The following is an 11,372-nucleotide window of genomic DNA, read 5'->3' as shown; positions in this document are numbered from 1 at the left end:
GTTACTAGATGGAGAGCGCTATGGCTTGGAACGAGCCGGGTGACAACTCGAACAAGAATGATCAGGACCCCTGGGGTGGGCGCCGTGGTGGCGGCCGCCAGGGCCCTCCGGATCTCGATGAGGCCTTCCGCAAGCTGCAGGACAGCCTCAATCGCATCTTCGGCGGCAAGAAACCGCGCGGCGGCAGCCCCGTCGGCGGCAAGGGCGGTGGCCTGGGCCTGTTCGGCATCGGCCTGGCCGTGCTCGCCGTGCTCTGGCTGTACAACGCTATCTACGTGGTGGACGAGCAGGAGCAGGCGGTCATCCTGCGCATGGGCAAGTACTACGACACCGTGGGCCCGGGCCTGAACTTCTACTTCCCGCCGATCGACCGCCGGTTCCAGGAGAACGTCACCCGCGAGCGTGCCTACAGCAAGCAGGGGCAGATGCTCACCGAGGACGAGAACATCGTCGAGGTTCCGCTGACCGTGCAGTACAAGATCAGCAACCTGAAGGACTTCGTGCTCAACGTCGACCAGCCCGAGGTCAGCCTGCAGCACGCCACCGAGAGCGCCCTGCGCCACGTGGCCGGTTCCACCACCATGGACCAGATCCTCACCGAGGGCCGCGAACAGATGGCCACCGATGTGCGCGATCGCCTGCAGCGCTTCCTGGACACCTACAAGACCGGTATCACCGTCACCCAGGTGAACATCCAGAGCGCCGCCGCCCCGCGCGAGGTGCAGGAAGCCTTCGACGACGTGATCCGCGCCCGTGAAGACGAACAGCGCGAGAAGAACCAGGCCGAGGCCTACGCCAACGGCGTGGTGCCCGAAGCCCGTGGCCAGGCCCAGCGCATCATCGAGGAAGCCAACGGCTACCGCGACGAGGTGGTGTCCCGCGCCGAGGGTGAGGCGGATCGCTTCAGCAAGCTGGTCGCCGAGTACCGCAAGGCGCCCGAGGTGACCCGCGAGCGCCTGTACTTGGACTCCATGCAGGACGTGCTGTCGCAGAGCAGCAAGGTGCTGGTCACCGGGCAGCAGGGGCAGAACAACCTGATCTACCTGCCGCTGGACAAGATGATCGACGGCCGTGGCTCGGCGACCCCGGGCAGTGGCGCGACGGGCACGACGAGCAGCACGCCGGACATCGGCTCGCGGGTCGCCAGCGACCTGCAGCAACGTGACCTGCGCACCAGGGAGAGCCGCTGATGAGTAACAAGTCCCTGATCGCCCTGATCGCCGCCGTGGTGGCTGCCGTGGCGCTGTGGAGCAGCATCTACGTGGTGCAGCAGACCGAGCGTGCGGTGCTGTTGCGCTTTGGTCGCGTGGTCGAGCCGGACGTGCAGCCCGGCCTGCACTTCAAGATTCCGTACGTCAACCAGGTGCGCAAGTTCGACGGCCGCCTGCTGACCCTGGACTCGCCGACCCAGCGCTTCCTCACCCTGGAGAAGAAGGCGGTGATGGTCGACGCCTACGCCAAGTGGCGCGTCTCCGACGCCGAGCGCTTCTACACCGCGACCTCGGGCCTCAAGCAGATCGCCGACGAGCGCCTGTCGCGGCGCCTGGAAGCCGGCCTGCGCGACCAGTTCGGCAAGCGCACCCTGCACGAGGTGGTGTCCGGTGAGCGCGACGCCCTGATGGGCGACATCACCGCGTCGCTCAACCGCATGGCGCAGAAGGAACTGGGCATCGAGGTCATTGACGTGCGCGTCAAGGCCATCGACCTGCCGAAGGAAGTCAACCGCAGCGTGTTCGAGCGCATGAGCACCGAGCGCGAGCGCGAGGCCCGCGAGCACCGCGCCAAGGGCCGCGAGCTGGCCGAGGGCATCCGCGCCGACGCCGACCGCCAGCGCCGTGTGCTGCTGGCCGAGGCCTATCGGCAGTCCGAGGAAACCCGCGGTGAGGGCGACGCCAAGGCGGCGGCGATCTACGCCAAGGCCTACAGCCAGGACCCGGAGTTCTACGCCTTCACCCGTAGCCTCAAGGCCTATCGCGACAGCTTCGCCGACAAGAAGGACGTCCTGGTGCTGAGCCCGGAAAACGAGTTCTTCCGTTACCTGGAGAAGTCCAAGCCCTGAGTGGGGTTCTCCGGCGGGCGGCAGCGCCCGCCGGAGAAAACGTGTTATCATGGGTCAGCCGGGAAATCCCGGCTTTTTTGCGTCCGCGAGATCTGTGTACAAGGGCCATGTGGCAGGAATTCGGCAAAGCGTTCTGTCTGTTGCTGGTGCTGGAGGGCATCCTCCCTTTCCTGTATCCGCGTGGCTGGCGTGAGGCCGTCAGCGGGCTCGGTCGCCTCGACGACCGGCGCCTGCGGCTCATCGGGCTGGGCAGCATGCTGCTCGGCACCGGCCTTCTTTACTGGATTCACTAGATGAATTGCCGCCCGGCTGAAAGGGGAGAGGCGACATGGCAACGGTAGACCGCTGGCTGCTGCCAGATGGGATCGAAGAAGTGCTGCCACCTGAGGCGGCGCGCGTCGAAGCAGCCCGGCGTCAGGTGCTGGACCTGTTCCAGCGCTGGGGTTACGAGTTCGTCGTCACCCCGCACATCGAATACCTGGAGTCCCTGCTGACCGGTGCCGGCCAGGACCTGGACCTGCGCACCTTCAAGGTCACCGACCCGGCCTCGGGCCGGCTCATGGGCTTCCGTGCGGACATCACGCCGCAAGTGGCGCGCATGGACGCCCACAGTCTGCGCCGCGAGGGCCCGAACCGCCTGTGCTACGCCGGCAGCGTGCTGCATGCCCGCCCGCGTGCCCTGGCCACCTCGCGCAGCCCGATCCAGCTGGGTGCCGAGCTTTATGGCGACGCCAGCCCGGCGAGCGACGTCGAAGTCATCAGCCTGATGCTCGACATGCTGGCCATGGCCGAGGTGCCGGACGTGCACATGGACCTCGGCCACGTCGGCATCTACCGTGGCCTGGCCCGTGCCGCCGGCCTTTCCGGCGAGGCCGAGCAGGCCCTGTTCGACGCCCTGCAGCGCAAGGCGGTGGATGAAGTCGCCGCGCTCACCGACAGCCTGCCGGCCGAACTCGCCGGCATGCTCCGCGCCCTGGCCGAGCTGTGCGGCAGCCGCGAGGTGCTGGAGCAGGCCGCCGCAGTGCTGGCCGGCGCGCCGGCGGTGGTCAAGGCCGCCCTGGCCGACCTGGTCGCCATTGCCGACGCCCTGGCGCAACGCTTCCCGCAGCTGCCGCTGTACTTCGACCTCGGCGAGCTGCGCGGCTACCACTATCACACGGGGGTGGTGTTCGCCGCCTTCGTGCCCGGCGTCGGCGAGTCCATCGCCCAGGGTGGTCGCTACGACCACATCGGCGCCGACTTCGGCCGTGCGCGGCCGGCCACCGGCTTCTCCACCGACCTGAAGACCCTGGTGACCCTGGGCCAGGCTCAGTTGGACGCGCCGGTGCAAGGCATCTGGGCGCCGGCCGAAGGGGCCGGCCTCTGGCAGGCGGTGCAGCAGCTGCGCCGCGACGGACGGCGCGTGGTTCAGGCGCTGCCCGGGCAGGATGCGGCTTCGGCGCGCGAGGCGGGTTGCGATGCGCAACTGCAGCTGCGCGAAGGCAATTGGCAGGTGGTGCCCTTCTGACCCGTGATCGACGGGCACCGCGAGTTTCCGCCGGCCGAGGCCGGCACCGAATATCCACGATGGGGACAAGTGTTATGGGTAAGAATGTCGTAGTCCTGGGCACCCAGTGGGGTGATGAGGGCAAAGGCAAGATCGTCGACTTGCTCACCGACCAGGCTGCTGCCGTGGTTCGTTACCAGGGCGGCCACAACGCCGGCCACACCCTGGTGATCGACGGCGAGAAGACCGTGCTGCACCTGATTCCGTCGGGCATCCTGCGCGAAGGCGTGCAGTGCCTGATCGGCAACGGCGTGGTGCTGGCGCCCGACGCGCTGCTGCGCGAGATCGTCAAGCTGGAAGAGAAGGGCGTACCGGTGCGCGAGCGCCTGCGCATCAGCCCGTCCTGCCCGCTGATCCTGTCCTTCCACGTGGCCCTCGACCAGGCCCGCGAGAAGGCCCGCGGCGACGCCAAGATCGGCACCACCGGCCGCGGCATCGGCCCGGCCTACGAAGACAAGGTCGCCCGTCGCGGCCTGCGCGTGGCCGACCTGTTCCACCGCGAGCGCTTCGCCGCCAAGCTGGGCGAGCTGCTGGACTACCACAACTTCGTCCTGCAGAACTATTACAAGGAGCCGGCGGTCGACTTCCAGAAGACCCTGGACGAGTGCATGGCCTACGCCGAGCAGCTCAAGCCGCTGCTGGCCGATGTCACCTCGACCCTGCACGACCTGCGCCGCGCCGACCAGAACATCATGTTCGAAGGCGCCCAGGGCTCGCTGCTGGACATCGACCACGGCACCTACCCGTTCGTCACCAGCTCCAACACCACCGCCGGCGGCACCGCCACCGGCTCCGGTTTCGGCCCGCTGTACCTGGACTACATCCTGGGCATCACCAAGGCCTACACCACCCGCGTGGGTTCGGGCCCGTTCCCGACCGAGCTGTTCGACGACGTCGGCGCGCACCTGGCCAAGGTCGGCCACGAGTTCGGCGCCACCACCGGCCGTGCCCGCCGTTGCGGCTGGTTCGACGCCGTGATCCTGCGTCGCGCCATCGAGATCAACAGCCTGTCCGGCCTGTGCCTGACCAAGCTGGACGTGCTCGACGGCCTGGAAACCGTGCGTATCTGCACCGGCTACAAGAACGCCGCCGGCGAACTGCTGGTCGATGCGCCGACCGACGCCGACAGCTACATCGGCCTGCAGCCGGTGTACGAGGAGTTGCCGGGCTGGAGCGAATCCACCGTCGGCGCCAAGACCCTGGAAGCCCTGCCGGCCAACGCCCGCGCCTACATCGCGCGCATCGAGGAGCTGGTCGGTGCGCCCATCGACATCATCTCCACCGGCCCGGACCGCAACGAGACCATCGTCCTGCGCCATCCGTTCGGCTGATCCGTCGCGGCTTCGGCTGCGAAGGGCGTGAAAAGCCGCTTCTCCTGATGATGGGGGAAGCGGCTTTTTTCGTTTGGCTTTTCGTAGGAGCGAGCTTGCTCGCGAACCCTGCTCGCCTGTGGCTACGGTGCCTTGGTTTGACTCTTCCCTCCCCCCAGCTCTCTCCCTGAAGGGAGAGGGGGCAGTCCGTGCCGGCTGAAAGCTAAATTTCAACCGGTAGCTTTCGGCATTGCCGGCTGACTCCAAAGTATCCAAACACACCGAACGGTCCCCTCTCCCTTCAGGGAGAGGGTTAGGGAGAGGGTGTTCTCGGGGCGAACGCCAAACGCTCACCAATAAACACCCTTCGCGAGCAAGCTCGCTCCTACGAAAAAGCCCCCAACCCCACTCCGCCGGTAAATGGCCACCTCGACGGCACGCCCCTTGCTGGCAAATGGCATCGGCGCATCCCGCGCCAGTATTCCGTTACCCGAGGAGGCACTCCGTGTCCGCCGTCCTTTCGCTTTTGCGCAGCCGCCTGCTGCGCCCCGTGTTCATCGCCCTGGGCCTGGCGCTGCTGGTGCAGTTGCTGATCGCCCTGTGGCTCACCCGCAGTACCGTGGACCAACTGGTGGCCGACCTGGGCGAGCGCCTGGGCGGCCAGTCGCAGCGCCTGGCCGGCGAGCTGGAGCGCGCCGGTGGCGAGCTGAGCTCCGGGCTGACCGAGTTGTCCGCCCGTACCCGCGAGCGCCTTGGCGCCGCCTTGTCGGCGCGCCTGGAGGAGGAGCGTGGTGAAACCCGCCAGAGCCTCGAACAGAGCCTGCGGCAATCCGCCGAGCAGCTCGCCCAGCTGCTCGCCGCCGTGGCGCCCAAGGCCATGTGGGACAACGACGTGCCGACGCTCTCCGAATACGCCCGGCGCGCCCAGGCCAACCCCAACGTGCTCTTCGTGGTCTACGACGATGCCCAGGGGCAGCACCTGACGCGCTACCTCAACCGCGAGGACCCGCGCATCCAGGCGCTGCTCGCCAAGGGCCAGGGAGAGCGGGCCCTGGACAAGGTGCTGGAGGCGGCGGCCCACGACGATTCGGTGATTCTCGCCAGCGTGCCCATCAGCCCCAATGGCGTGGTGATAGGTACCGTGCGCCTGGGCATTTCCACGGCCGAGGTGGAAAAGCAGGTGGAGGCCCTGGACAAGCGCTTCTCCGCCCTGATCGCCAGTGGCGACCAGCTGGTGGCCGACAGCCTGGCCGGCGCCGCCGCGGACAGCAACAAGGCGCTGAGTGCCCGCCTGCAGGCGGCGCAGCAGGCGGCCGGCGAGATGAGCCAGGGCGCCCGCGGCGCGGTGGAAGCTTCCGCCAGCAGCCTGCGCTGGCACATCGGCCTGGGGCTGTTGCTGGTGGGGCTGGGTGTGCTGCTGGTGCTGGCCCTGGTGCTCGGGCGGCGGGTGGTCAATCGCCTGCGCCTGTTGATCGATGCGCTCGACGACCTGGCGGCCGGGGAGGGCGACCTGACCCGCCGCGTGCGCCTGGACAGCCGTGACGAGGTGGGTGAGATGGCGACCGCGGTGAACCGCTTCGTCGACAAATTGCAGCCCATCGTCCGCGAGGCGGGGCAAGTGGCGCAGCGTACCGGCAGCGAGATCGCCGCGCTGGCCTCGCGCAGCGCCAGCGCCGAGGCGGCCGCCGACCGCCAGCGCAACGAGGTGGCGGGCAGCCTGGAGGCGCTTGCCGGTATGGCCGCGGAGGCCCAGCTGGAAAGCCAGGCCATGCAGGAGGCGCTGCTGCGCGTGGCATCCATCCGCAAGGCGGCCGACGACAACGCCGCCATCGCCCGGCGCGTCGGTGGCCTCATCGAGACCCTGGAGTCCCGCGTGCAGAGCGGCGCCGGGGTGATCGAGAAGCTGGCGCAGCAGAGCGAGCAGATCGAGGTGGTGCTCTCGGTGATCCACGGCATCGCCGAGCAGACCAACCTGCTGGCGCTCAACGCCGCCATTGAGGCGGCCCGCGCCGGCGAGAGCGGCCGCGGTTTCGCCGTGGTGGCCGACGAGGTACGGGCGCTGGCGAGCAAGACGCAGCAATCCACCGGCGACATCCAGACGCATATCGACGCCTTGCAGCGTGGCGCGCGCGAGGCGGTGGAGGCCATCGGCCAGGCGCGCGAGCAGGCGGTGCAGGGGCTGGCCGCGCTGCATGACAGCGAGCGCCTGCAGCGCGAAGTGCAGCGGGCCGTGGAGGAGGTGCATGGCGCCATCGAGTCGGCGGCCCATGCCGCCGAGCAGCAGGCCGCCGGTGCGGTCGCGGTGCGCGGGCGTGTCGAGGTGATCCATGCCGAGGCGGGGCGCGCCGCGGAAGCCGTGGCGGCAACCGCCAGCAGCGGGCGTGTGCTGGATGGCCTGGCGGCGCAGCTGCGCGCCAGCCTGGGGCAGTTCAAGGCATGAGGGGAGGGGCTGGGCGATGTGTCCGGCCCGCACCTGCGAACGACGGAAACGAAAAAGCCGAGCAGTGCTCGGCTTTTTCGCTTGAAGATGGTGCCCAGGAGAAGACTCGAACTTCCACGGTGTTGCCACCGCTAGGACCTGAACCTAGTGCGTCTACCAATTCCGCCACCTGGGCATGCTTTTCAGCATGGGGTGCGATGATCGCTCATCGTCTTGCGGTATTGCAACCTTTCGGTCGCTTCGGCGTCTCAATGTCCGGTTATCAGGGTTCCGAACCGCCGCGATACAGCCATTGGCTCTATCGTGAAAAATGGTGCCCAGGAGAAGACTCGAACTTCCACGGTGTTGCCACCGCTAGGACCTGAACCTAGTGCGTCTACCAATTCCGCCACCTGGGCACTGGATGCGATGATTGCTCATCGTTTCCGTGTTACAACGTCTCAGTGACGCTGTGGGCGCGAACTATACGGAGCCCACTTTGGCTTGTAAACCCCTGATGCGATAAAAAATTTATTCTTGGTCAAAGCTGACCGACGAGCGGATTTCGCGCTTCAATAAGCAGATGACGCTCATATCTATAGACGAATAAGGTGCTCTCACCCTGATGGCCGATTGGCAAACCCTCGATCCCGAGGCCGCCCGCGAAGCGGAAAAATACGAAAACCCCATCCCCAGCCGCGAACTCATCCTGGCGCACCTCGCCGAACGCGGCGCGCCTGCGACCCGCGCGCAACTGCTGGAAGAATTCAAGCTCGCCGACGAGGAGTCGGAAGAAGCTCTGCGCCGTCGCCTGCGCGCCATGGAGCGCGATGGCCAGCTCATCTATACCCGCCGCGGCGCCTACGCCCCGGTGGACAAGCTCGACCTGATCCGCGGCCGTATCGCCGGCCACCGCGACGGCTTTGGCTTCCTGATCCCCGACGACGGCAGCGACGACCTGTTCCTCAGCCCCACGCAGATGCGCCTGGTGTTCGATGGCGACCGCGCCCTGGCGCGGGTCTCCGGCTTCGACCGCCGCGGCCGCCGCGAAGGCGCCATCGTCGAGGTGATCGAGCGTGCCCACGAGACCCTGGTCGGCCGCTACTTCGAAGAGGGCGGCATCGGCACCGTGGTCGCCGACAACCCGAAGATCCAGCAGGAAGTGCTGATCGCCCCGGGCAAGAACGGCACCGCCAAGCACAACCAGTTCGTCCAGGTGCGCATCGAGCAGTGGCCCAGCGTGCACCGCCAGGCCCAGGGCGAAGTGGTGGAAGTGCTGGGCGACTACATGGCGCCGGGCATGGAGATCGAAGTCGCCCTGCGCAGCTACGACATCCCCCATGTCTGGCCCCAGGGCGTGGAGACGGAAGCGGCCAAGCTCAAGCCCGAAGTGGCGGAGAAGGACAAGGAGAAACGCGTCGACCTGCGCACCCTGCCGTTCGTGACCATCGACGGCGAGGACGCCCGCGATTTCGACGACGCCGTCTACGCCGAGAAGCGCAAGGGCGGTGGCTGGAAGCTGTACGTCGCCATCGCCGACGTCTCCCACTATGTAAAAGTGGGCTCGGCGCTGGACGAGGAGGCGGCCAAGCGCGGCAACTCGGTGTACTTCCCCGAGCGCGTCATCCCCATGCTGCCGGAAATCCTCTCCAACGGCCTGTGCTCGCTGAACCCGCTGGTCGACCGCCTGGCCATGGTCTGCGAGATGAACCTGTCCAAGGCCGGCAAGATGACCGGCTACCAGTTCTACGAGGCGGTCATCCACTCCCACGCGCGGCTCACCTACACCAAGGTCAGCCAGTACCTGGAGACCCCGGACAGCCCCGAGGCCGCGCGCCTGGCCGAGCAACTGCCGAACGTGGTGCCGCACCTGCGCACCCTCTACGACCTGTACAAGGTGCTGGTCGCCGCCCGCCACGTGCGCGGCGCCATCGACTTCGAGACCCAGGAGACGCGCATCGTCTTCGGCGCCGATCGCAAGATCTCGGAGATCCGCCCGACCCAGCGCAACGACGCGCACAAGCTGATCGAGGAATGCATGCTGGCGGCCAACGTGGCTACCGCCAAGTTCCTCGAGAAGCTGGAAATCCCCGCACTGTACCGCGTCCACGACGGCCCGCCGCAGGAGAAGCTGAACAACCTGCGGCAGTTCCTCGGCGAGCTGGGCCTGACTCTCTACCGCGGCAAGGGCGAGCCGACCCCCGGCGACTACCAGGCGCTGCTCGAGTCCATCCAGGGCCGCCCGGACTTCCAGCTGATCCAGACGGTGATGCTGCGCTCGCTCAGCCAGGCGGTGTACAGCCCGGAGAACCACGGCCACTTCGGCCTGAACTACGAGGCCTACACCCACTTCACGTCGCCGATCCGCCGCTACCCGGACCTGCTGGTGCACCGCGCCATCCGCAGCGTGGTCCGCTCCAAGCGCGAGACCGACCTGGTGCAGCGCGCCGGCGCCACCAGCATGGCCAAGGCACGCATCTACCCGTACGACGAGCCGCGCCTGGAGCAGCTCGGCGAGCAGTGCTCGATGACCGAGCGGCGCGCCGACGAGGCCACCCGCGACGTCACCAACTGGCTGAAGTGCGAATACATGCGCGACCGCGTCGGCGAGACCTTCGACGGCGTGATCACCGCGGTCACCGGCTTCGGCATCTTCGTCGAGCTGACCGACATCTATGTGGAAGGCCTGGTGCACGTCACCGCGCTGCCCGGCGACTACTACCACTTCGACGCCGTGCACCACCGCCTGGCCGGCGAGCGCACCGGGCGCAGCTTCCGCCTCGGCGACACCACCCAGGTGGTGGTGGCGCGGGTCGACCTGGACGAGCGCAAGATCGACTTCGAACTGGCCGACAACGTGCTCAGCGCGCCCATCGGTCGAAAGAAGCGCGGCGACAAGGCCGAAGCGGCCAAGCCCGGCAAACCTGCCAAGGCCGCCAAGCCGGCCAGGGCCAAGGGCCAGCCGCGCGAGCTGGCGCAGGAAGTGCCGGAGCCGCCGCTGCCCAGCGTGCAGCCGCGCAAGCGCAAGGTCGGCGTGGTCCAGGCGTTGCCCTCGGTCGCGCCGGAAATGCTCGCCAAGGCCGACGAGATGCTCGGCAACACCGACGTCAGGAAAAGCCGCGCGCTGAAGCAGGCGTTGCTCGACGAAGCCAAGGTGGGTAGCAAGCGGCCGCCGGCCAAGGCCCAGGGCACGCCGGCGAAGAACGCCAAGGCCGCTGCGGAGAAGCCGCGCAAGCCGTCGAAGCAGAAGGCCAAGGCCGCCAAGCCGAGCAAGCATCGCAAGGGGCCGTCCAAGCCCAAGGCGGAAGGCACCGGCCAGGGCGACGCGGCAAGCAAGCGTAAGGCGAAGCCATGAGCCAGTGGGAAAAGGTCTACGGCGTGCACGCCGTGGAGGCTTTGCTGCGCCATCACCCCAAGCGCGTCAAGCAGCTGTGGCTGGCCGAGGGCCGGCACGACCCGCGGGTCCAGGCGCTGGTGGAACTGGCCGGGCAAATGCGGGTGCCGGTGGGCACCCGTGACCGCAAGGAGCTCGACGAGTGGGCCGAGGGCGTGCACCAGGGCGTGGTCGCCGAGGTCAGCCCGAGCCAGGTGTGGGGCGAGAACATGCTCGAGGAACTGCTCGAGCGCACCCCGGGGCCGGCCTTGCTGCTGGCCCTGGACGGCGTCACCGACCCGCACAACCTCGGCGCCTGCCTGCGCACCGCCGATGCCGCCGGTGCGCTGGCGGTGATCGTGCCCAAGGACAAGTCGGCGACCCTCAACGCCACCGTGCGCAAGGTCGCCTGCGGCGCCGCCGAAGTCATCCCGCTGGTGGCCGTGACCAACCTCGCGCGCACCCTGGAGAAGCTCCAGCAACGCGGCCTGTGGGTGGTCGGCACGGCCGGCGAGGCGACCCAGACCCTCTACGAACTGGACCTGACCGGGCCCACGGTGCTGGTCATGGGCGCCGAGGGCAAGGGCATGCGCCGCCTGACCCGCGAGCACTGCGACTACCTGGCCAAGCTGCCCATGGGCGGCAGCGTCAGCAGCCTGAACGTG

8 protein-coding genes, 2 tRNA genes and 1 pseudogene are annotated in these 11,372 nt (G+C 68.0%); 9 read left to right on the top strand and 2 right to left on the bottom strand.

The window, feature by feature from the left end:
* Positions 1-20: 20 nt before the first annotated feature.
* The 7 genes and pseudogenes from hflK (at position 21) to DK254_RS35165 (ending at position 7,355) form a co-directional block, all read left to right on the top strand.
* Positions 21-1,190: an FtsH protease activity modulator HflK gene (gene hflK / locus DK254_RS11100; RefSeq protein ID WP_109933815.1), complete on the top strand. Its 1,170-nt coding sequence runs from the start codon at positions 21-23 to the stop codon at positions 1,188-1,190.
* On the top strand, positions 1,190-2,059 hold the full coding sequence (gene hflC / locus DK254_RS11095) for a protease modulator HflC (RefSeq protein WP_089389994.1): 870 nt from the start codon (positions 1,190-1,192) through the stop codon (positions 2,057-2,059). The genes hflK and hflC overlap by 1 nt, the downstream gene beginning before the upstream one ends.
* Before the next feature lie 107 nt (positions 2,060-2,166).
* Positions 2,167-2,352: a DUF2065 domain-containing protein gene (locus DK254_RS11090; protein ID WP_009613466.1), complete on the top strand. Its 186-nt coding sequence runs from the start codon at positions 2,167-2,169 to the stop codon at positions 2,350-2,352.
* A 35-nt stretch (positions 2,353-2,387) separates the two neighbouring features.
* Positions 2,388-3,566 (top strand): ATP phosphoribosyltransferase regulatory subunit, encoded by a 1,179-nt coding sequence (locus DK254_RS11085; RefSeq protein WP_109933814.1) that lies wholly within the window; start codon positions 2,388-2,390, stop codon positions 3,564-3,566.
* A 74-nt stretch (positions 3,567-3,640) separates the two neighbouring features.
* Complete coding sequence (locus tag DK254_RS11080; RefSeq protein WP_109933813.1) at positions 3,641-4,936, top strand: adenylosuccinate synthase; 1,296 nt, start codon at positions 3,641-3,643, stop codon at positions 4,934-4,936.
* A gap of 433 nt (positions 4,937-5,369) precedes the next feature.
* Positions 5,370-6,497: pseudogene (locus tag DK254_RS35170) on the top strand (HAMP domain-containing protein); the annotation flags it as partial.
* Positions 6,471-7,355, top strand: coding sequence for a methyl-accepting chemotaxis protein (locus tag DK254_RS35165; protein ID WP_371921132.1), 885 nt, complete (start codon positions 6,471-6,473; stop codon positions 7,353-7,355). The pseudogene DK254_RS35170 and the gene DK254_RS35165, both read left to right, overlap by 27 nt.
* Positions 7,356-7,443: 88 nt before the next feature.
* On the opposite strand, the gene DK254_RS11070 is transcribed toward DK254_RS35165, so the two are convergent.
* Both DK254_RS11070 and DK254_RS11065 read right to left on the bottom strand, forming a co-directional pair.
* A tRNA-Leu gene (locus DK254_RS11070) sits at positions 7,444-7,530 on the bottom strand.
* A gap of 136 nt (positions 7,531-7,666) precedes the next feature.
* Positions 7,667-7,753: transfer RNA gene (locus DK254_RS11065), tRNA-Leu, on the bottom strand.
* A 206-nt stretch (positions 7,754-7,959) separates the two neighbouring features.
* Between DK254_RS11065 and rnr the strand changes: the two genes are divergently transcribed.
* Together rnr and rlmB are read left to right on the top strand one after the other, a co-directional pair.
* Positions 7,960-10,689: a ribonuclease R gene (gene rnr / locus DK254_RS11060; RefSeq protein WP_109933811.1), complete on the top strand. Its 2,730-nt coding sequence runs from the start codon at positions 7,960-7,962 to the stop codon at positions 10,687-10,689.
* A partial coding sequence (rlmB, locus tag DK254_RS11055; RefSeq protein ID WP_109933988.1) for a 23S rRNA (guanosine(2251)-2'-O)-methyltransferase RlmB occupies positions 10,686-11,372 on the top strand: 687 nt, incomplete at its 3' end. The genes rnr and rlmB, both read left to right, overlap by 4 nt.

Origin of the sequence: Pseudomonas sp. RW407, assembly GCF_003176655.1 — a bacterium.
Lineage (GTDB): Bacteria > Pseudomonadota > Gammaproteobacteria > Pseudomonadales > Pseudomonadaceae > Pseudomonas > Pseudomonas delhiensis.
Note: the sequence above shows the minus strand (reverse complement) of the source record. Positions and strands in the feature narration are given on the sequence as shown.

What these genes read in the sequence shown, in the direction of transcription:
- hflK (WP_109933815.1), top strand. Translation starts at nt 21, where the DNA reads ATGGCTTGGAACGAGCCGGGTGACAACTCGAACAAGAATGATCAGGAC.
- hflC (WP_089389994.1), top strand. Translation starts at nt 1,190, where the DNA reads ATGAGTAACAAGTCCCTGATCGCCCTGATCGCCGCCGTGGTGGCTGCC.
- DK254_RS11090 (WP_009613466.1), top strand. Translation starts at nt 2,167, where the DNA reads ATGTGGCAGGAATTCGGCAAAGCGTTCTGTCTGTTGCTGGTGCTGGAG.
- DK254_RS11085 (WP_109933814.1), top strand. Translation starts at nt 2,388, where the DNA reads ATGGCAACGGTAGACCGCTGGCTGCTGCCAGATGGGATCGAAGAAGTG.
- DK254_RS11080 (WP_109933813.1), top strand. Translation starts at nt 3,641, where the DNA reads ATGGGTAAGAATGTCGTAGTCCTGGGCACCCAGTGGGGTGATGAGGGC.
- DK254_RS35165 (WP_371921132.1), top strand. Translation starts at nt 6,471, where the DNA reads ATGGCGACCGCGGTGAACCGCTTCGTCGACAAATTGCAGCCCATCGTC.
- rnr (WP_109933811.1), top strand. Translation starts at nt 7,960, where the DNA reads ATGGCCGATTGGCAAACCCTCGATCCCGAGGCCGCCCGCGAAGCGGAA.